The 20,684-nt window shown below is 62.8% G+C and carries 19 protein-coding genes; 8 read left to right on the top strand and 11 right to left on the bottom strand.

Annotation, left to right across the window (positions count from 1 at the left end; all coding sequences use genetic code 11):
* Positions 1 to 43: 43 nt before the first annotated feature.
* From JQ600_RS35200 to JQ600_RS35210, 3 genes are all read right to left on the bottom strand, one after another.
* Complete coding sequence (locus tag JQ600_RS35200) at positions 44 to 1,099, bottom strand: lysylphosphatidylglycerol synthase domain-containing protein (protein WP_212267522.1); 1,056 nt, start codon at positions 1,097 to 1,099, stop codon at positions 44 to 46.
* A 272-nt stretch (positions 1,100 to 1,371) separates the two neighbouring features.
* A complete protein-coding gene (locus JQ600_RS35205) occupies positions 1,372 to 1,668 on the bottom strand; it encodes a hypothetical protein (protein ID WP_212267520.1) in 297 nt (98 codons plus the stop codon).
* Positions 1,669 to 1,670: 2 nt separating this feature from the next.
* Positions 1,671 to 3,065: an OmpA family protein gene (locus JQ600_RS35210; RefSeq protein WP_212267518.1), complete on the bottom strand. Its 1,395-nt coding sequence runs from the start codon at positions 3,063 to 3,065 to the stop codon at positions 1,671 to 1,673.
* Positions 3,066 to 3,393: 328 nt separating this feature from the next.
* Here JQ600_RS35210 and JQ600_RS35215 point away from each other — a divergent pair, with 328 nt between their 5' ends.
* On the top strand, positions 3,394 to 4,452 hold the full coding sequence (locus JQ600_RS35215; RefSeq protein WP_212392096.1) for a polysaccharide deacetylase family protein: 1,059 nt from the start codon (positions 3,394 to 3,396) through the stop codon (positions 4,450 to 4,452).
* Positions 4,453 to 4,664: 212 nt separating this feature from the next.
* Entirely contained in the window at positions 4,665 to 5,465 is an 801-nt protein-coding gene (locus JQ600_RS35220; RefSeq protein ID WP_212267515.1) for an SDR family NAD(P)-dependent oxidoreductase, read from the top strand.
* 169 nt (positions 5,466 to 5,634) lie between these two features.
* Here JQ600_RS35220 and boxB read toward each other — a convergent pair whose 3' ends face one another.
* From boxB to JQ600_RS35245, 5 genes are all read right to left on the bottom strand, one after another.
* Complete coding sequence (boxB, locus tag JQ600_RS35225; protein ID WP_212392101.1) at positions 5,635 to 7,071, bottom strand: benzoyl-CoA 2,3-epoxidase subunit BoxB; 1,437 nt, start codon at positions 7,069 to 7,071, stop codon at positions 5,635 to 5,637.
* A gap of 156 nt (positions 7,072 to 7,227) precedes the next feature.
* A complete protein-coding gene (gene boxC / locus JQ600_RS35230) occupies positions 7,228 to 8,916 on the bottom strand; it encodes a 2,3-epoxybenzoyl-CoA dihydrolase (protein WP_212392095.1) in 1,689 nt (562 codons plus the stop codon).
* Between the two features lie 98 nt (positions 8,917 to 9,014).
* On the bottom strand, positions 9,015 to 9,533 hold the full coding sequence (locus tag JQ600_RS35235) for a DUF309 domain-containing protein (protein ID WP_212267510.1): 519 nt from the start codon (positions 9,531 to 9,533) through the stop codon (positions 9,015 to 9,017).
* 51 nt (positions 9,534 to 9,584) lie between these two features.
* On the bottom strand, positions 9,585 to 10,397 hold the full coding sequence (locus tag JQ600_RS35240) for an alpha/beta fold hydrolase (protein ID WP_212490341.1): 813 nt from the start codon (positions 10,395 to 10,397) through the stop codon (positions 9,585 to 9,587).
* A 184-nt stretch (positions 10,398 to 10,581) separates the two neighbouring features.
* The gene (locus tag JQ600_RS35245; protein WP_312011158.1) at positions 10,582 to 12,129 is read right to left on the bottom strand and encodes a benzoate-CoA ligase family protein; all 1,548 of its coding nucleotides are present in this window, start codon (positions 12,127 to 12,129) and stop codon (positions 10,582 to 10,584) included.
* Between the two features lie 125 nt (positions 12,130 to 12,254).
* Between JQ600_RS35245 and JQ600_RS35250 the strand changes: the two genes are divergently transcribed.
* From JQ600_RS35250 to JQ600_RS35260, 3 genes are all read left to right on the top strand, one after another.
* Positions 12,255 to 13,151 (top strand): helix-turn-helix transcriptional regulator, encoded by an 897-nt coding sequence (locus JQ600_RS35250; protein WP_212033461.1) that lies wholly within the window; start codon positions 12,255 to 12,257, stop codon positions 13,149 to 13,151.
* A gap of 138 nt (positions 13,152 to 13,289) precedes the next feature.
* Positions 13,290 to 13,649: a PilZ domain-containing protein gene (locus JQ600_RS35255; protein WP_212392093.1), complete on the top strand. Its 360-nt coding sequence runs from the start codon at positions 13,290 to 13,292 to the stop codon at positions 13,647 to 13,649.
* 36 nt (positions 13,650 to 13,685) lie between these two features.
* Positions 13,686 to 13,901 carry a hypothetical protein gene (locus JQ600_RS35260; protein WP_212392092.1) on the top strand — a complete coding sequence of 72 codons (216 nt, stop codon included), beginning with the start codon at positions 13,686 to 13,688 and terminating at the stop codon, positions 13,899 to 13,901.
* 18 nt (positions 13,902 to 13,919) lie between these two features.
* Here JQ600_RS35260 and JQ600_RS35265 read toward each other — a convergent pair whose 3' ends face one another.
* A complete protein-coding gene (locus JQ600_RS35265; protein ID WP_212267502.1) occupies positions 13,920 to 14,282 on the bottom strand; it encodes a hypothetical protein in 363 nt (120 codons plus the stop codon).
* A 346-nt stretch (positions 14,283 to 14,628) separates the two neighbouring features.
* Here JQ600_RS35265 and JQ600_RS35270 point away from each other — a divergent pair, with 346 nt between their 5' ends.
* Positions 14,629 to 15,147: a hypothetical protein gene (locus JQ600_RS35270; RefSeq protein WP_212392091.1), complete on the top strand. Its 519-nt coding sequence runs from the start codon at positions 14,629 to 14,631 to the stop codon at positions 15,145 to 15,147.
* Between the two features lie 42 nt (positions 15,148 to 15,189).
* Here JQ600_RS35270 and JQ600_RS35275 read toward each other — a convergent pair whose 3' ends face one another.
* Positions 15,190 to 15,975 carry an IclR family transcriptional regulator C-terminal domain-containing protein gene (locus tag JQ600_RS35275; protein WP_212392090.1) on the bottom strand — a complete coding sequence of 262 codons (786 nt, stop codon included), beginning with the start codon at positions 15,973 to 15,975 and terminating at the stop codon, positions 15,190 to 15,192.
* A 117-nt stretch (positions 15,976 to 16,092) separates the two neighbouring features.
* On the opposite strand from JQ600_RS35275, the gene JQ600_RS35280 reads away from it, so the two are divergent.
* Complete coding sequence (locus JQ600_RS35280) at positions 16,093 to 17,451, top strand: aromatic ring-hydroxylating dioxygenase subunit alpha (RefSeq protein ID WP_212392089.1); 1,359 nt, start codon at positions 16,093 to 16,095, stop codon at positions 17,449 to 17,451.
* A 193-nt stretch (positions 17,452 to 17,644) separates the two neighbouring features.
* Positions 17,645 to 19,081 (top strand): glutamine synthetase family protein, encoded by a 1,437-nt coding sequence (locus JQ600_RS35285; protein WP_212490342.1) that lies wholly within the window; start codon positions 17,645 to 17,647, stop codon positions 19,079 to 19,081.
* Between the two features lie 139 nt (positions 19,082 to 19,220).
* Here the strand turns inward: JQ600_RS35285 and JQ600_RS35290 are convergent, their stop codons facing one another.
* The gene (locus JQ600_RS35290) at positions 19,221 to 20,681 is read right to left on the bottom strand and encodes a GH1 family beta-glucosidase (protein WP_212392087.1); all 1,461 of its coding nucleotides are present in this window, start codon (positions 20,679 to 20,681) and stop codon (positions 19,221 to 19,223) included.
* Between the last annotated feature and the right edge of the window lie 3 nt (positions 20,682 to 20,684).

The raw sequence follows: 20,684 nt of genomic DNA on the forward strand, positions 1-20,684 counted from the left end.
TGTTGGCTTTGTTCCCTCTGTCTTTTGCATCTTTTACGCGCTTTCAGGCGCCGGTGTCTCCACGCTCGCGCACATAGACGGCCTCACGTCTCGGCTCGGCGTCGGGGCCAGGCGCCAACTGGCGCAGGCGCTTCGACCGCGCACCCAGGATAACCTCCCGAAGCGTCAGCAAGATTACAGATATGACAAAAGGCGCAATATAATAGAGGACCCGGAACAGCAGCATCCCGGCCAGCAAATCCTCCCGGTCCATCTGCGAGAGGCCGACCAGCATGGCGGCATCGAAGACGCCGAGCCCGCCAGGGGAATGGCTGGCGAAACCCAGCAGCGTCGCCGAGACGAAGATGACCGCGACGAAGATAAAGTCGACATTGGACTCGCCCGGCACCAGCATATACATCGCCAGCGCGCAGAACCCGAGGTCGACGATGCCGATGCCGATCTGCAGCAGCGTCAGCGGCCCGCCCGGCAGCGTCACGCTCCAGGGTCCACGGCCGACCCCGCGGGGCTGGCTCCAGACCCAGACCACATAGCCGACGAGGCCGGCGATAATCGCAAACGCCAGGGCACGGTTGAGCCAGGCCGGCAACTGATCGATCGAAGCTGCGGCTTCCGGATGATAGGCGATGCCCAGCCCGAGCACGGCGGCGTTGCCGAGCCAGAAGGTGAGCCCGGCCAAGAAGCAGATCTTGGCGACGTCGATCGCGTTCAGACCCCAGGCCGAATAAATCCGGTAGCGCACCGCGCCGCCGGTGAAGACGCTGGCGCCGACATTGTGGCCGATCGAATAGGAGGTGAAGGCGGCAAGCGCGGTGACGCGGTAGGGGATGTGGGTGTGGCCGATCGCCCGCACCGCAAACAGATCGTAGAAGGTCAGCGTGAAGTAACCCGCGCCCACGAACAGCGCCGCCAGCACGATCTGGCGTGGTTCCGTGCTCTTGATGGCCTCGATCACCTCGTTGGAGTCGATGCCCCGCAGCATGTGATAGAGCACGTAGCACGCGGTTCCGATGACCGCGATACTGATCACAACCCCGAGCTTATGCAGGACCTGCTTCTGGCGCAGAAACGAAATCGCCCTGCGTATTGCTTCCAGCATCTAGACCTCGAATTGCGATCCCGCGACGACGGCAACGGTGCGAATTCCGCCGACGCTCCGCTGCTCCCTAGGCACTCCAGTAGCGCGTTTTGGGCCGGAGTGGAATTCGTCTAACGACAATAAAACGCGGTTCTTCAATCTATTAGGCGGAATTGATGACAGTGGATGCACAGTTTTGCTGCATTCTGCGCGCCCAAATCGGGCTCCGGCCGGGTCCCTTGGGCAATCCCTTGACCAATCCCTTGGGCTGGAAGGGGTCATGCCGGGGCGTTTCAAGCCGCGGGCGCACTGCGGGAGACCACCCAGTCCCGCAGCCACGACCCCACCGCGCAGCCGCAAAGATAGAGCGCAAACATGATCAGTCCGAGGTCGAGCCAATAGCCAAACCGGCCGGGAACCACGCGCGAAAGCGCGGCCGCGACCAGCACGACCGCCAACGCCGCCAGCCACCGCTTCCAGTTTTTCGATACGCCCTCGCCGTGCTGAACGATGGAAATCCAGCCCATCGCCAGCCCAAGCAGCAGCGAGCCCAACAGCCAGCCCCAGAAGAACGTCGTCAGATAGGCCATCCTTACCTCACCACGAAATCGATGCGGCGGTTCTGCGCCTTGCCCTGGTCGGTATCATTGCCGGCGATCGGCTGTGTGCTGCCATAGCCGACCGACGTGAAACGGTTCGCGGGCAGTCCGGCCTTGACCAGGTAATCGGTGACCGCCTGGGCGCGCTTCTCCGAGAGCGCCTGATTGGCGGGTTCCTCGCCGTCGGAATCGGTATGTCCGACGACCTCGATATTGGCGTTCGGGCAGCGCAATGCGGTCTCGATCAGCCGGTCGAGCAGCCCGGCGGAATCCGCCACGATGTCGGCCTTCCCCGATTCGAACCGGATCCTGGCCTTGCCGAGCAGATCGGTAAACAGCTGCTGGCAGACCGTGGGATCGACCGGCGCCGCGGTCGGTTTGACCGAGATTTCAGGCTTGAATTGCCAGCCCTGCGGAAACTCCTTGCCAAGGCCGGCTCGGATCTGGGTCGCGGCCGCCTCGTAAAGCGCATCGCCCGACAGTTTCACCTCGCGGTCGCTGACCACGAGCGTCCCGGTCGACAGCCGCGACAGCGCGCCGAGCGCCGGCACGACGGCGGCGGCAAATCCTGATGGCGCGCCGATACTCGCCTTCAGGTTGTCGACGACTTTCTCGCTGAAGAATTTGCGGCCCGCCGCCGCCACCAGTGCAGCATGGGCGTTGTTGTCCGGCACATAGCCGGTCAGCGTCAGCGTCACCGCGACCGGATCCTTGTAGGCCTGGAAGATGTAGGGCGGCGCCTTGACGTCGTTGGCCGCGACCGAATAGCCCTCCGGGAGATTTTTCAGCGCGGCGGCGATGGCTTCGCGGCCGCCAAGTTCACGCGCCATCCCTGACAGCGTGACCTTGTTGTCCGACAGCGTGATCTTTCCGTCCTTCAGTTTAGCGATCTGGTCGAGCAACAGCAGCGCGGCATTGTCGAAGCGCTGCGGCGCTCCGCGCGCCAGATTCATCCGGTCGGAGACTTCGACGCCACCGAGCATCGCGCGCGCGGCTTCCATGAGCTTGCTCTTGCTCGAAGGCAGCGGCGAACTGCCGCCCAGCGTCACCCGGACGACGTCGCGTTCAGCCGACCACACGAACGGCTTGGCTTCGGGAACGAGGCGGGTTTCGTCGTTGACCAGCCGCACGCCCGGCACCGCATCCACCGACGCAACCGCGCTCAGCCGGCCCTCTTCCGAGAATGCTTCGGCCGCAAACGTCACGTCGCGGCCCGCAACCGCTATTCGCCTTTTGTCGAGGACGGTATCCTTGAGCGCCGTGGTAGAACGTTGCGCCAGGTCTGCTTCCAGCGGTGCGGTGCTGGTCCAGGCGGCGAGAGCCCAAAGGATGACGAACGGAATCACACCCGGCCACCATTTGCCACTCCACCTGAAAAGTCCGTGCATTCGAGTTCCTAAAGGGCTAGTGCCCCCGTTTCCGAAGTTCGTCCGCTGTCGCGGCACCCTTGATACGAACTTCGGCAACAAGAGGGGCACTAGCAAAACAACAAATTCCGGTGCCGCTTATCGATTTGAAGTCCCTAATCGAATTCGCGGAGCCCGTGTAGGGACTTCAAATCGGCGGCGCCGGGAACAGAGAGAAAACAAACCCTTGCGGGGCTGTCAAACCCGAAATAACACAGAAGCGTCGGGGTGCGGATATTTGCCCAGCTAACCGTTTATTCAACGGTCTGCCGCTAAGTTCGAAACGTAATGAAACAGGCGGCAAGTCCTGATGAAAACGCTCCGCAACACCGTTATCCGCGCCGGACTGGAGGCGCTTTACTTCTCGGGTGCGCACTATCTGCTGCGACCAATCTTCGCAGGTATCGGCGCAATTTTCATGCTGCACCATGTGCGCCCGCGCCGCGACGTGGAATTCCAGCCCAATTATCATCTCGAGGTCGAACCGGAATTCCTGCGCGCGGTGCTCGCGCATCTGCGGTCCCTCAACGTCGACCTGGTTACCATGGACGAGGCGCATGCGCGGCTCTCCCAAGGCAATTTCGCTCGGCGCTTCGCCTGCTTCACCTTTGACGACGGTTATCGCGACAACCGCGATTTCGCGTTGCCCGTGATGCGTGAATTCGACGCACCCATGACAGTCTACGTCACCAGCGATTTCGCCGAAGGCACCGGCCGGTTGTGGTGGGTTGCAATGGAGCTGGCGCTCGCCAAGGCTTCCTCGATCGAGGTGCCGATCGGCGGCGTGGTTACCCGCCTCGATGCCTCGACGCCGGTTGCCAAGCAGCTCGCCTTCGACCGGCTGCACGAGTGGCTGCGTAGCCTGCCGGGCGAGCTCGACGTGCAACGCGAAATCTCCGCGCTATGCACCCGCTATGATGTGGACGAGACGAAGATCGCCCGCGACCTCTGCATGTCCTGGGACGAGTTGAAGGCGTTTGCCGACGAACCGCTCGTGACCATCGGCGCGCATACAATCACGCATTGCAATCTGGCCAAGCAGACCGAGGCGACCGCCAGTTTCGAAATCGCCACCAGCCGGATGCGGATCGAGGCGGCGCTGCAACGCCCGGTGCTGCATCTTGCCTATCCCTATGGCGACAAGATCGCCGCCGGGCAGCGGGAGTTCACACTCGCCAAGGCGGCTGGCTTCAAGACCGCGGTGACGACCCGGCCGGGCATGATCTTCCCGGAAAGCGCCGGTCATTTGACCGCGCTGCAGCGGGTCTCGCTCAACGGAAATTACCAGGACGAGCGCATCATCCCGGTGCTGACCTCCGGCGCCGCCACCGCGATGTGGAACGGCTTCCGCCGCATCGACGCGGCTTAGCTGATTTCGTCGTTCCGGCGAAGGCCGGGACCCATAACCACCGTCGCTCATGATTACGAAGGCAACTATCCATCGCCTTACTGATGGGCCGCAGCGTATGGGTCCCCCGATGCTCAATTGCGCATCTGAGCCTTCGCCGGGACGACGGTTGTTTCCTTGACTCGCCCTGCCCCCGCGCTCAAAACCGCTGCCAAGAGCAAAAGGAGGAACGCATGTTCAAGGATCTGTTTTCACTAAAGGGCCGCGTCGCGCTCGTGACGGGTGGATCGCGCGGGATCGGCAAGATGATCGCGGCCGGGTTTCTCGCGCAGGGAGCTGCGAAGGTCTACATCACCGCGCGCAAGGCCGGTCCCTGCGAGGCGACCGCGAAAGAGCTCACCGCGGCCTATGACGGCGAGTGCATCGCGCTGCCGATCGATATTTCGACGGTCGAAGGTTGCGACAGGCTGGCAGCCGAGATGATCAAGCTCGAGCCGAAGCTCGACATCCTCGTCAACAATGCCGGCGCCGCATGGGGCGCGGAGTTCGACGAGTTTCCGGAGAGCGGCTGGGACAAGGTCATGGACCTCAACGTCAAGTCGCTGTTCTTCCTGACCAAGGCGCTGGCGAAACCGCTGCGCGCGGCGGCCTCGCACGAACGGCCGGCCAAGGTCATCAACATCGCTTCGGTGGATGGCATCTTCGTCAACCCGACGGAGACCTATTCCTACGCCGCGAGCAAGGCCGCGGTGATCCATCTGACACGGCGCATGGCGACCAAACTGGTCAAGGACAATATCAACGTCACCGCGATCGCGCCGGGCGCCTTCAAGTCGGACATGAACAAGGCCGCACGCGATCACGCCGACGACGTCGCCAAGCGCATTCCGGCGAAGCGGATCGGAACCGACGAGGATATGGCGGGAATTGCCATCTACCTCGCCTCGCGCGCCGGCGATTATGTCGTCGGCAACACCATCGCGGTCGACGGCGGCGTGGTCTACGCGAATGCGGGGCTTGAGATCGCGGGGTAGGAGCGGCGTCACCGGTGGTCCGCTCCCTCGCCCCGCTCTTGCGGGGAGAGGGTTGGGGTAAGGGGCTCTATCCACGAGTTCAGAGCGGAGTGAGACCTGTACCCCCTCACCCGCCGCGCAAGAGCGCGGCGACCTCTCCCCGCAAGCGGGGAGAGGTTAAGCAAGCGCCTCACGTCTCGATTTTCACGTATTCGAAATCGCCGGGCTTGTTGTCGATGCCGACCTTGGGCGGCGAAATCCAGGAGGCGTAGGTGCCGGCTTCCGTAACCGGCGTCATCAGCGAGGCGATGAAGTCGCCATCGTCCGATGACGGCAGCCAATCGTTCTTGCGCGCGTTCCAGGTGGCGACGTCGATCAGCACGCCCTCCGGCGTCGCGTTGATGTCCTTGAACTCGCCGATATGACGATGGAATGCGACGTCGGGCAGCGTCAGCTTGAACTGGTAGCCGGCGAGCGAGATGATCTTGTTCCAGCGCAGCATGCCCTTGGCGCAATCCTGCGTGTAGTCATCGCGCAGGCGCATGTTGAGCGCGGTCAGCGCCGGCTCGTCAACGCGCTTGATCACGCCGTCGATCAGTTTCAGCACCGGATAGGTCGCGTTCTTCAGCTGATGGTCGTCGTCGATCTGGGTTTCCTTGTAGCGGCCCTTGATGCCGGCGTTGAAGGCATTCGCCGCGTTGGTCGAGACTTCCGAGCCGAACAGATCCAGCGACAGCGAGTAATGCAAATGTAGTTTCTTCTGGATGGTCGGCAGATCGATCACGCCGAGCGCGCGGACTTTTGCGATATCGGTGGGATCGGTGATGCCGGCGGCCTTCATCGCCTCGCAGGTGCGCTGCACGACGCGGCTGATGCCGGTCTCGCCGACGAACATGTGATGCGCCTCTTCGGTCAGCATGAAGCGGCAGGTGCGCGACAGCGGATCGAAGCCGGACTGCGCGAGCGAGTGCAGCTGCATCTTGCCGTCGCGGTCCGTGAAGTAGGTGAACATGAAGAACGACAGCCAGTCGGGCGTCGCCTCGTTGAAGGCGCCGAGCATGCGCGGCGAGTCCGCGTCACCGGAGCGGCGGCGCAACAAATCATCGGCCTCTTCGCGACCGTCGCGGCCGAAATACTTTTGCAAGAGATAGACCATCGCCCAGAGATGGCGACCCTCTTCGACATTGACCTGGAACAAATTGCGCAGGTCGTACAGCGAGGGCGCGGTCTTGCCGAGATGGCGCTGCTGTTCGACCGAGGCCGGCTCGGTGTCGCCCTGGATCACGATCAGGCGGCGCAGCGTGGCGCGGTGTTCGCCCGGGACTTCCTGCCAGGCCGGCTTGCCAAAATTCTCGCCGAACGGAATGACGCGATTTTCCTCTTGGGGAGCAAGGAGAATGCCCCAGCGATATTCCGGCATCTTGACGTAATCGAACTTGGCCCAGCCGCGCGGATCGACCGAATAGGCGGTGCGCAGGTACACCAGCGACTGCTGGAAGCCCTCCGGCCCCATGTCGCTCCACCAATCCATATAGCCGGGATGCCAGCCTTCGAGCGCCTTGAGCACCTGGCGATCTTCACTGAGATTCACGTTGTTGGGAATCTTGGTTGAGTAATCGACGTTCATGAAGTTCATCGCGTGCTCCTTGCTCGCTCTCGTGTCCCGGACGCGGTGCGACGCGAAGCGGTGCGCCGCAGAGCCGGGACCATTTCAGTAACGGTCCGTGTGGGTCCCGGTTCTGCGAAGCAGCGCAAGCGCGCTGCATCGCGCCCGGGACACGAATCAAACCCGCGTCATATCGAATTGCGCCTTCTGGCCGGTGCCGTAGCGGCGCAGCGCGCCGTTTTCGCCGACGGCGTTGGGGCGCTGGAATATCCAGTTCTGCCACGCGGTGAGGCGCGAGAAGATCTTCGATTCCATGGTCTCGGGTCCGACGAAGCGCAAGTTTGCTTCCATGCCGGTAAGGCCGTCGGGCGAGAAGGAGGTGCGTTCCTCCAGGAACACCCGCACCTCGTCGTCCCAGTCGATATCGTCGAGCGCGAAGGTGACGAGGCCGAGTTCTTCGGCCGCCTCGGCATCGAGCGTGGTGCCGATAGTGGCCTCGGCGCGCTCGAGATCGGACGGATCGGCCTGGAAGCGCGACTGCAGCCGCGTCAGGCCATGGCTCATCGGATACGGCCCGAAATTCATCGCGGTCAGTTCGATGGTCGGCGGGGCGCGGTTGTCGCCCTGTTTCTGGCCGATCAGCATGTAGGAGCGGTCGGCGGCGAACACGAGTTCGGCCAGCGTGCCGACGAAGCAGGAGCCGGGCTCGACCAGCGTCACCAGCGTGCGCGAGGTGACGTCGATGCGTTTCAGCACCCGCTTCCAGTATTGCCTGATCTCGTTGACCAGCCAATGCGCCTTGTTGGCATCGAGGAACGCGTCGCAGGCGACCACGCCTGCGCGGTCGCCATGCGACTTGAACAGCAGCATCGCGGTCTCTAGCTCGTTGATGCGCAGGTGCAGGATCGCGTCATCGAGCTCGCGCGCGACCTGCAGCGGCCAGAACGATGCGCCTTGCGCGATCAGGCCGTCGATGTCGGCGGGCGGGGCTTCTTCCGGCGCCTTGATCGAGATGGTGGCGATGCGCTGTGCGCGGTCGATATCGACGCTGACAAAACCATAGCGGATGCCGGCCTCATTGATGGTGCGCTTGAGCGGCGTCAGCGCGAGACCCTTGCCATTGCCGTTGCGCCTGGAGGCGGCGGCGAATTCCTTGGCGCGGTCGGCGACCTTGGCTTCCAGCTTGCTGTTCGGCACGATCTCGTCGACCAGGCGCCATTGCACGGCGCGCTTGCCCTTGATGCCTTCCTCGATGGTGCAGAAATAATCGGCGTGATCGCGGCGCACCTTGCGCTTGTCGACCACGCGCGTCAGACCGCCGGTGCCCGGCAACACCGCGAGCAGCGGCACTTCCGGCAGCGACACCGCGGCCGAGCCGTCGTCGGCAAGCATGATGTGATCGGTCGCCAGCGCCAGCTCATAGCCGCCGCCGGCCGCGGTGCCGTTGACGACGGTAATGAAACGCTGGCCGGAATTCTCGGACGAATCTTCCAGACCGTTGCGGGTCTCGTTGGTGAATTTGCAGAAATTGACCTTGTGGGCGTGGGTGGCGCCCGCCAGCATGCGGATATTGGCGCCGGCGCAGAACACGCGGTTCTTGCCCGAGCGCATCAGCACGACTTTTACTTCCGGATGCTCGAAGCGCAGCCTTTGGACGGCGTCGGCGAGTTCGATGTCGACGCCGAGATCGTAGGAATTGAGTTTTAACTGATAGCCTTCGAACAGGCCGGCATTCTCGTCGACGTCCATGGTCAGCGTCGCGACGTCACCAGCCACATCGAGCTTCCAGTGCCGGTAGCGCGACGGATCAGTCTGGAAATCGATGTATTTTGCACCGCCTGCGAGGACGCGATCTTCGCCAGCCATTGGGCCACCCTGACGCTTTTGTTAGCCTTACCTTACATGCACAATAATGCATGTTTTTGATCAGGTCTAGTCCAAAACGTCGGAACATGCATTTTGTTTCATGTTCGGCTGACAGAGCCAAAGGCCACCCAATCGGACTTGGCAAGCTGCGGCCGCCCTAGTTTGACCTTGACGAGTTCGGCCAGGGCCAAAACCGGAAAACCGTCGGCGAAGCCGTCGCCGCCGGCGTTGCGCATGCCGAGCGCCTTGAGTTCGGCGAGCGCTTCCCCAAGCAACCTTGCTGCGGCGTGCGGCTTCTGCATACGCAGGCGCAAATTCGCGGTCGCGATCTGGATGCAGGCGCGCAGCAGGATTCGCTCGCGGCCGCCTTGCGGTGCGGCTGCCCACACCGCCTCAAGGATCTCCTGCGACTCCCAGAAATAGCCGTGGTCGTTGAGCCGCAGCGCATAGCGTAGCGCCGGATGCCGCGCCGGCACATGGCCGCCGAACCGCGACGGCACCAATGCGGTGACCTGCGCCAGCGTTTCGTAGTCGGCGTGGGCTTCGTCAGCCTCGCCCGGCACATAGGCCCATCGCGGCAGCGGAAGATTGCCTGTGGCCAGAGGCGGGGTGGTCATCGGGGCGTGACCCGACGACCAACAGTCCCAAACAGTGCACGGAAAAATAGCTTACGCGGCCCGTCCCTGCGAGCCGTGGACACGCAACACCGCGTTTGCGAATTCCTGGACCGCATCCAGCGTCGCCCCCGGCGCCTCCCGATGCGGCTGGTGTCCCGCCCCCGGAATCACCGTCACATCGACAGGACAGTAGCACTCTTCCTGGGCGATCTCGATCTGGCGCATTGTCCCATACTCGTCGTCCAGACCCTGCAGGATCGCCACGGGCACGCGGATATAGGCGAGGTATTCGGAAATATCCCAGTTGCGGAAGGCCGGATCGAGCCAGGCGCCGTTCCAGCCATGGAAGGCGTTGTCGACATCCTTGTGCCAGCGCGCCAGCTTTGCCTTCAGGTCCGAGGTCTCATAGGCGGTCTTGATCTTGGCGATCGAACTCACCGAGATGTCCTCGACGATGAAATGCGGCGCGATCATCACGACGCCTTCGACGCGGTGATCCTGATGCGCACCCGTATAGATCGCCGCGATCGAGGCGCCGTCGGAATGCCCGACGAGCAGCCCGCGGCGAAAGCCGATCGCATCGAGCAGCTTTGGCAGCACGTCGAGCGCTTCGCTGTGCATGTAGTCGACCGGGCGCGGCAATTTCACCGGCGTCGACGCGCCATAGCCCGCGCGCGAATAGGCGAAGATTCCGGCGCCGGTGGCGGCCTGAAGCTTGTCCGGGAAGTCACCCCACAGGCCGGCCGAGCCGAGGCCTTCATGCAGCATCACGATGGTCGGCGCGTCCTGAGGTGACGGACCGATCATGCGGTATTCGAGATCGGACGCGCCGATGGTGAGGAAGCCTGTGGGGGAGAGTGTCATGATGTCGCTTTCTGAAAGTGATCCGGACGTCCCACTCACGTCGTCCCGGCGAACGCCGGGACCCATATCCCGGTCATCTGTTGTTGAAAGAAGCCGTCAACCATTGTGCTCAACAATTGCTGCCGCGGCGTATGGGTCCCGGCGCCCGTGCGCAATTGCGCACTAGGCCGGGACGGCGTTGAGGTTATGGTGCGCCATCCCGCAATTTGAACCGTTGAATCTTTCCCGTCGCCGTCTTCGGCAAACTTTCCACCACATCGATCCAGCGCGGATATTTCCACGGCCCGATCTTCTGCTTGACGTGCTCCTTCAGCGCGTCATGCAGGCCGTCGGTCTTGGTTTCGGCGCGCAGCACCACGAAGGCTTTTGGCTTCAGCAGGCCTTCCGGATCGGCCTCGGGCACAACGGCGGCTTCCAGTACCGCGGGATGGGTGATCAGCGCGCTCTCGACTTCGAACGGCGACACCCAGATGCCGGATACCTTGAACATGTCGTCGCTGCGGCCGCAGAACGTGTAGCGGCCGTCGGCGTCACGGATGTACTTGTCGCCGGTGCGAGTCCAGTGGCCTTCAAACGTCTGCCGGCTCTTGCTGCGCTGATTCCAGTAGCCCTCGCCGGCCGAGGGCGCGTCGACCAGCAATTCGCCGACCTCGCCGTCCGGCACGTCGGCGCCGGCTTCATTGACCAGCCGCACCCGGTAGCCCGGCACGGGGCGGCCGGACGAGCCGTATTTGATGTCGCCGGGCGCGTTGGAAAGAAAGATGTGCAAGAGCTCGGTGGAGCCAACGCCGTCGAGAATGTCGACGCCGAACCGCGCCTTCCAGGCATTGCCGACCGATTCCGGCAGCGCTTCGCCCGCCGAGGTGCAGACACGAAGCCGCTGGCCGGCTCCCGTGTCTTTCAGCGTCTCGTCGTTGAGCATCGCCGCGAACAGCGTCGGCACGCCGAAGAAGATGCTGGGGTTGTATTTGTTCATCAGCGCGAACATCGCCGCCGGCGTCGGACGATCGGAATTCAGCACCGTTGACGCGCCGACCGACATCGGAAAGGTCAGCGCGTTGCCGAGGCCGTAGGCAAAAAACAGCTTTGCTGCCGAGAGGCCGACGTCGTCCTCGCGAATGCCGAGCACTTGTTTGGCGTAGGTTTCCGCGGTCGCGGCGAGATTGGAATGCAGATGGCGCACGCCCTTGGGCATGCCGGTGGAGCCCGACGAATAGAGCCAGAACGCGGGCTCATCGGGATGCGTCGCCGCGGTCGCAAACGCGTCGCTCTCGCGCGCGAGTTCGTCGGCAAGCTTCTTGTGGCCGTGCGCCTCCTTGCCAGCCACCACGACATGTTCGAGGTCCGGCATCCGCCCGACGATGTCTTTCACGACCGGCAGCAGCGCCTCGGAAACGAACAGCACCCGCGCGCGGCAATCCGCCAGCACATAGGCATATTGATCCGCCGTCAGCAGCGTGTTGAGCGGCACCGGCACGATGCCGGCGCGGATCGCGCCCAGGAACACGCAGGGAAAATCGACCGTGTCGAGCATGATCATCGCGACGCGCTCTTCGCGGCGGACGCCGAGCCGGCGCAGCATGTTGGCGACGCGGCGGCTCTGCCGCTGCAGATCGCCATAGGTGAGTTCGGAGACCGTATCGGTGAAGGCGAGCTTGGCGCCGCGGCCCTCGTCGACATTGCGATCAAGCAGCCAGGTCACCGCATTGTAGGAACCGGACGTGCCGCTCACGACGCTTCTCCCAGATTTTAAGAATTATAATTCATATAAAGACCACCGGGCGCGCTTGCTGTCAATCCTCATCGGCATTATGTTTCCGAACCGCGCCGATTCGCAGTCAGGGCTAACTCAGGGAAATGTCCGAAACCAGCGATCCCGAAACCGGCTTTCTTGAGCAGCTCGGCCAGCGCGTGCGCACCATGCGGGCGTTGCGCGGCATGTCGCGAAAAGTGCTCGCGAAGGTCTCCGGCATTTCCGAACGCTATATCGCCCAGCTCGAAAGCGGCAAGGGCAACGTCTCGATCGTGCTGCTGCGCCGGGTGTCGAACGCGATGGGCGCGCATCTGGAAGATCTCATTCCCTCCACTGAACCTGTGCCCGACTGGGCTGTCATCCGCGACCTCGTGCGCAAGGCGACATCCGCGCAGATCGCGCAGGCCAAGGATGTGCTCGCGGGCGGAAGTACTGCGGCGCATCGCAAGATGTCGTTCTCGGGCATCGCCCTGATCGGCCTGCGTGGCGCCGGCAAATCGACGCTCGGCAAGATGCTGGCGAAGAAGATCGGCTGGAGCTTTGTCGAACTCAACAAGGAGATCGAGGCGCAGAACGGATTGTCCGTCGCCGAGATCATCGCGCTCTACGGCCAGGAAGGCTTTCGGCGCATGGAGCAGGCCGCGCTCGGGCAATTGCTGGCGCGCAAGGAACTGATGGTGCTGGCAACCGGCGGCGGCATCGTCTCCGAACCACTGACGTTCGACCTGATCCTGTCGTCGTTCTACACGATCTGGCTGAAGGCGAAGCCCGAAGAACACATGGCGCGGGTGCGCGGCCAGGGCGACCTGCGGCCGATGGCGGACGATCGCTCCGCGATGGCCGAACTGCGCACCATCCTGGTCAGCCGCGAACCGCTCTACGCCCGCGCGTCGGCCGTGGTGGATACCGCGGGCTTGAACGTCAACGACGCCGCGTCGCGGCTGGTCGATGCGGTGGCGCCAGTGCTGCACGATGAAGCGCGGATGTTCGCGCGGGGCTGAGCGGGCGCGGCGTCGTGCACCGCTCGCGAAAAGAACGCCACCATTAACCACGGCCGCGGTTAACCACCGCAACAGTTCCTTGCGGAAACACACCCTCTAATAGTGTTACCAAAGCGTTAAACGCAGGGAATACAGATCATGTCCGAGCGCCGCAAACTGCCGAGAAACCGCGTCTATTACGGCGGAAGGGTCGCCTTCAACGCCCGCTCTTCGACGCTCGCCTGCGTCGTGCGCAACTTCAGCCAGTTCGGTGCCAGGATCGAATTTGAAAATTCGGCCCTCGTGCCCGACGAGGTGGATTTCGAAATCGAACGCAAGGGTATCTCCTGCCTGGCGCGCCTGGTCTGGCGCGATCGTTTCGCCGCGGGCCTGATGTTTTCTGGCGCAAGCGAGGCCGGAGGCGTCGTTGAGCTGAACTGGGCGCGCAAGCTGCGCGCCAGCGAACGGGCGAACCGGCAACTGCGGTCGCGCCTCGATCAGCTGCGATCCGAACACTGATGCGATCCGCTCAGCCGCCATGCAGGATGAAATCGCATGAGTACCCTTGAAGACGACGCTTCCATCCGCATCGCCGCGAAGATGCCGAGAAGCCGGCCGCGCCCGCTTCGCGCGATACTGGCGGTTTTGACGGCGCAGTACACGATCGTCGCGATCGTCGTCAGCCTGTCGGTTGCGGGCACGCTTCGCTATCTGGTGACACCGCAGATCGTCGCCAAGTTCGAAATGATCGCCGCCGCGCTCAAGCGCTAGCCGGCTTTGGTTTCCTCGTCAGATATCGGCAATCCGGCAGACTTCCTCGTGAAACACGAGGTAGCGCTTCGGCGCGATCAGATGCGGCGTGTTCTCGCGCCACCATGCGGCGGCCTCCGGACTCGCTTTGGCGAGAATGCCGATAGCGGGTGCTGCCGCCACCGCATAGCCGGCGACTCGCTCTGCGCGTCCACGGAGAATGGCTGCCCATTGCGCTGGCCACGACTGCGGTATGGACAGGACGCCGAAGGCCAGCATTTTGCGGTGCGCCGCATAGCGCATGACCGGCAAATCGAGGCCGACCCATTTCTGACGCACCCATAGCGGCGCCTCGCCGGGAGGGACGGCGACAATACGGACAGCCCAATTGGGATTGTTCATTCGATCTCTCGCGGCATCTGCATCAGCTTCGTGCAGGCGGGAGGGGATCGCGTTCATGGCAGATGACGAAAAATGCGGCCTCCGTTCAAGGTGGGTGATAATGAACTCCGCGTATCCACCAACTCTGACCGCGAGCACGGCGCAAGCGGGGCATTTAGGCACGAAAATCCCTGAATTTATGCACAAAACCTGCTCAGCCATCGGCGACAGTGAGCGGGCTACGCAGAATTGAACGGGGCCATTTTCAATGAACAATCGCGCTATTGGCGCTTCTTAGGCACACAGCCTCTTATGGGTCATGCTTTTCGCGGCGATGGCCGTCGGTGCAAGGAGTATCGCTCACCTTGTGTTCTTCGACATCGTGCACGGTAACCCGCACAGAACCCGGAAAGACGTTCTCTCCATGATGGCCATACAGACGCCCATCCTTGGTATCATTGCCGCGATCGGATCCATCCTCGTATTTGCTTTACCTCAGGCCTTTCAAGCCGCCCTCGTTGCAACCGGGCATCGGATGGTTGGTAGTCGAGCGCGATTTGCAGTGCTTCCGGCGTTGCCGCTTACCGCCATATTGACCTGGTATTGCTACGACTATCTGACGCCTTCGGATCTCCTTCTGGGTATAAATGCCGGCCCGGACTGGAAGCCGTATCAGCATGGCATTTCGATCACGCGCTACATTGGCGCATTGGCGTTTCAGACTCCCGTTACGCTGTTTGGCTTCCTGCATATGGACGCTGGCTTCCGCGGTACTTCCAAGTGGCCTCTCTTGGGTGCGGCTGCGCTGCTAACGATCACAATTGCCGGTATCTGGGGCTACGTCACAGCTCAGCGACAAATAGAGCTGCTCTCTTCGGGGCAATGACCTTCAAATAGCTTTTCAGGTTGCCCACGAGGTGCGGCATAGTCACAGCAACATCGATCTGACCGACTCCGCGCCCTCTTTCAGCAACGGCAAAAACCGCTCGATCATCTCGGCCGTCGAGACCCGATCAACATGCGCGCCCATGTTGATGGCGCCGACGATCACGTCGTCGTAGCGGCGCACCGGCACCGAGATCGAACGGAAATGCGGCTCGGCCTCGCGATCGACCAGCGAATAGCCCTGTTCGCGATCGCCGCGCACGCAAGCAAGCAATCGTTTTGGATCGGTCACCGTGTGTGGCGTCATCGGCTCGCGCCGCATGGCGGCGAGCCGCGCCGTGAGATCGCCATCGTCGAACTGGCCGAGCATGACGCGGCCGACCGAGGTGCAGAACGCCGGCAGGCGGTAGCCGATGTCGAGGCCGGCGGAGAACACCCGCGTCGGACTGCCGCGCGCGATGAAAACGACCTCGTCGCCATCGAGCACCGCGAGCGAGCTTATTTCCTGCGCGGCCAGCGCGATCCGGTCGAGCACCGGTTGCAGCACCGTCACCACCTGGCTCGACTGAAGATAGGAGGCTGCGAGGGTCAGCACGCGCGGCGTCAGCGTGAACAGTTTGCCGTCTGACGTGACGAAGCCGCCGTGCTCGAGCGTGAACAGGATGCGGCGGGCGGTGGCCCGCGGCAGATCGGCGGCGCGCGCCAGATCGCTCAGCGTCGCCGGGCCCCCGATCGTGCCGAACACCTGGAGCAGGCGGATGCCGCGGTCGAGACTCTCGACGAAATCGGTGGCGCGCTCGTCGCCCTCGGCGCGTTTCAGCTTTGGCATTGGCCCTTCCGATTGGAAGCGTTCAAAATTGTGCTTGCCGTCCTCTACAGTCATGGCATAATTCGCCCATTCGTTCAATAGGCGAACAAACCGCCTCCGACGAAAGGGCTGAACGCCATGATGAGCCAGGAAGCGAACGACCTGATCACCCGCACCGGGGCAAAGGACCCCTGCGGGAAACTGATGCGGATGTACTGGCAACCGGCCGCATTGGTCGACGAGCTACAGGGCCCGCGGCCGGTCAAAGCCGTCAAGCTGCTCGGCGAGAACCTCGTGCTATTCCGCGACGAGAACGACCGCTACGGCCTGATCGACCGCCATTGCGCCCATCGCGGCGCAGACCTTGCTTTCGGCCGGCTCGAACATGGCGGCCTGCGCTGCGCGTTCCATGGCTGGCTGTTCGACACGTCGGGCCAGTGCATCGAGACGCCGGCGGAGCCGAAGGGCTCGAACCTGTGCAAGGGCATCAAGCAGCGTTCGTATCCCGTGGTCGAGAAGAGCGGCATCCTCTGGGCTTATCTCGGCGAAGGCGAACCGCCGGCGTTTCCGGAGATCGACTGCTTCATCGCGCCCGACAGCCATACGTTCGCATTCAAGGGCCACATCAATTGCAACTGGCTGCAGGCGCTCGAAGTCGGCATCGATCCGGCGCACGCCTCCTTCCTGCATCGCTTCTTCGAGGATGAGGATACTTCGGCTTCCTACGGCAAGCAGTTCCGCGGCGCGTCCGCCGGGTCAGACATGCCGATGACCAAAATCCTGCGCGAATACGACAACCCGATCATCAATGTCGAGCACACCGAATATGGTCTGCGGCTGATCGCACTGCGCGAGATCGACGAGGAGCGCACCCATGTGCGCGTCACCAACCAGCTGTTCCCGCACGGCTTCGTCATCCCGATGAGCCAGGAGATGACGATCACGCAGTGGCATGTGCCGGTCGATGACGAGAACTGCTACTGGTTCGCGATCTTCACCTCCTACACGGCGCCGGTCGACAAGAAGAAGATGCGCGACCAGCGCCTCGAACTCTATGAATTGCCCGATTACAAATCGCGCAAGAACAGATCGAACGATTACGGATTCGATCCGCACGAGCAGGCGACCGAGACCTATACCGGCATGGGCGCCGACATCAACGTGCACGACCAGTGGGCGGTGGAATCGATGGGCGCGATCCAGGATCGCACCAACGAACATCTCGGCACCTCAGACAAGGCGATCGTGCAATATCGCCGCCTGCTGCGGCAGGAGATCGAAAAGGTCTCCGGCGGCGAGAAGCCGTTCATGTTCCTCGACCCGTCCCGCGCGCGCAGCATCCAGGGCCCCGCCACTATGGACGGCATCGGGCCGACTCGGGGCTGGGAAATCTACTGGATGGAAGTCGACGTCAAACGCCGCCGCGGCGCGCCATGGGCCGCGCCGGTGCCGGGCGAGATATCGGACAAGATCCGGCATCTGACGGCGGCTGAGTGATGGTGGTTCTTGAGTTGGCACCGGCGTTCCCTTCACCTCTCCTCGCTTGCGGGGAGAGGTCGGATCGCATCGAAAGATGCGATCCGGGTGAGGGGGTACAGGTCCTTCAATTCGCACCGGCTTCGCGGAGAGTCCCCCTCACCCCGCCCCTCTCCCCGCAAGCGGGGCGAGGGAGAAGAAAGGGAGTGACGCGTTGAGTTTCGTGGAGCGTCACGGCCTGTGGTCGGCGGAGCAGAAGGAGGCGGCAAGCCGCCTGCGCCGCATTGTCGAAGAGCAAAAACTCGAAGTCATCCGGCTGTCGTTCCCGGACCAGCACGGCATTTTGCGCGGCAAGACGCTGGTCGCGAGCGAGGCGCTGGCCTCGCTGGAGAGCGGCTGCTCCATCACGACAACCATGCTCGCCAAGGACACCTCGCACCGCACGGTGTTTCCGGTGTTCACATCAGGCGGCGGTTTTGGCATGCGCGAGATGGAGGGCGCCGCCGACGTCTTGATGGTTGCGGATCCCACCACGTTCCGCGTGCTGCCATGGGCGCCGACGACCGGCTGGCTGCTCTGCGACATCTATTTCAGCGATGGCCGCCCGGTGCCGTTCGCGACAAGGCATCTCTATCGCGGGGTGCTCGATCAACTCGGCCAGCGCGGCTACGATTTCGTTGCCGGGCTTGAGGTCGAGTTTCACATCTTCAAGCTCGAAGACGCGCACATGGCGCCGGAGGATGCCGGGCAGCCCGGTCAGCCGCCTTCGGTGAGCCTGCTGTCGCACGGCTATCAATATCTGACCGAGCAGCGCTACGACCAGATGGAGCCGGTGCTGGAAATCATCCGGCGCGACGTGCTGGCGCTCGGCCTGCCGCTGCGGTCGGTCGAGGTCGAGTTCGGCCCGAGCCAATGCGAATTCACCTTTGCGCCGACCAGGGGGCTGACGCCCGCCGACAACATGGTGCTGTTTCGCAGCGCCGTAAAACAGGTCGCCCGGCGCCACGGCTATCACGCCACCTTCATGTGCCGGCCCAAACTGCCGAACGTGTTCGCGTCCGGCTGGCATCTGCATCAATCCATCGTATCGCGCGCCAGCGGCGACAACGCGTTCATGACCACGGAAGGCAGCGAGGTACTGAGCCCGTTTGCGCGCAACTATCTCGCGGGACTGCTGGCCCACGCCCGCGCCTCCGCCGTGTTCACGACACCGACCATTAACGGCTACAAGCGCTACCGCACCTATTCGCTGGCGCCGGATCGGGCGATCTGGGGCCGCGACAACCGCGGCGTCATGATCCGCGTGCTCGGCGGCCCCAATGATGCTGCGACACGTCTGGAAAATCGTATCGGCGAACCCGCCGCCAATCCCTATCTCTACATGGCCTCGCAGATTCTCTCAGGGCTCGATGGCGTCGACCGCAAGCTCGATCCTGGCCCGTCAGCCGACATGCCCTATGAGACCAAGGCGGCGCTGTTGCCGAAGACGCTGCGCGAAGCGGTGACCGCGCTCAGCGACGATCCGTTTTTTCGTCAAGCGTTCGGAAAAGAGTTCGTCGACTATTACGTCCACATCAAGAACGCCGAGATCGAACGCTTCCAGGCCGAGGTCTCGGAATGGGAACATCGCGAATATTTCGAGATGTTTTGAGCAACAGTCTTCCGTCGTCCCGGCGAAGGCCGGGACCCATACTCCGCAGCGATCATTGCTTTAAAAGGTAACTGACGCCGTCGCTTTCGCGGAAAGATCACGCGGTATGGGTCCCGGCCTTCGCCGGGACGACGGAAAGTCAAACAACCGCATTCTGCTTGATAACCTCCCGATAGAACGACGCACTCAGTTTCGGCGTGCGGCGCTGGGTGTTGAAGTCGACGTGGTAGATTCCAAAGCGTTTCTGGTAGCCGTCCATCCATTCGAAATTGTCGATCAGGCTCCACAGGAAGTAGCCGGCCACCGGGACGCCCTCCGACGTCGCGCGCTGCAGATGGAACAGATAGTTGCGCAGATACATGACCCGGTCGACGTCATAGATGTTGCCGTCCGCGGCCGGCTGATCCGTCGACGACGTCCCGTTCTCGGTGATGTAGATCGACTTCACACCCCAAATCTTCGCCGCGTGACGCGGCGCCCAATACAGCGCCTCCGGCCCGATCCGCAGCCAGGACGCATCCATATGCGGGAACGATGCCGGAAACGGCGCCAGCGTGTAGCCGCGCGCGTTGTCCGCGGCCAGCACGTAATGATCGGGCGTGTAGACATTCAGCCCGACGAAATCGATCGGCGACGAAATGATGCTGAGATCGTCGGCGGTGTGTTTCGGGGCGTCGGGCTGCGCCAGATAGGCGTCGGTGAATTTTCCTTCGAGGATCGCGGTCAGATAACCGGCGTTGAGCTCGCGCACGGCGATCTCGGCGGCGCGGATGTTCGCCGGCGTCTCGATTGCGGGGATGCAGTTGACCATGTTCTCGGCGAGGCCGATTTTGGTTCCGGCCTTGGCGTGCGCCCGGATCGCCTGCACGGAAAGGCCGTGCCCAAGGGCAACATGGTGACGAACCTGGTTCTGTTCGCCTAGCGACAGTTTCAGGCCCGGCGCGTCGAGGCCAAGGCCATGGCCGAGATGAACCAGCCTCGAACATTCGTTGATCGTGAAGATATGCTTCACGCGATCACTCAGGCGCTCGGCGACATAGCCCGAGTAATCTGCAAAGGCTTTCGAAGTGTCGCGCGACATCCAGCCGCCGAAGCGGTCTTGCAGCGCCTGCGGCAAGTCCCAATGATACAGCGTGGCAAACGGTTCGATGCCGTTTGCCAGGAGCTCGTCGAGCAACCGGTTGTAGAAGTCGAGGCCTTTTGGATTCGGTGTGCCCGTTCCTTCCGGGAAAACGCGAGGCCATGCAATCGAGAAGCGATAGGTCTTCGTCCCCAGCGCCTTCATCAATTGGACGTCGTCCTTGTAGCGATGAAAGTGGTCGTCAGCGACGTCGCCCGTGCTGTGATCGGCAATTTTTCCGGGCGTGTGCGCAAAACGATCCCAGATCGACGGCCCTCGACCGTCCTCGTTGACCGCGCCTTCGATCTGATAGGACGAGGTCGCGGTGCCCCATCTAAAATCAGCCGGGAAGGCCGCGATGGGTTTGCCGCTGGAACTGCTTTGTGCATCCGCTGACTTGACCGATCCCGTCGACAGGCCGAGCGCCGCCCATCCTGCGATCTTGCCAAAACGGCGCCGGGAAAATCTGTTCGACCACATGCA

This window comes from Bradyrhizobium sp. AUGA SZCCT0176 (assembly GCF_018130145.1).
Taxonomy (GTDB): domain Bacteria; phylum Pseudomonadota; class Alphaproteobacteria; order Rhizobiales; family Xanthobacteraceae; genus Bradyrhizobium.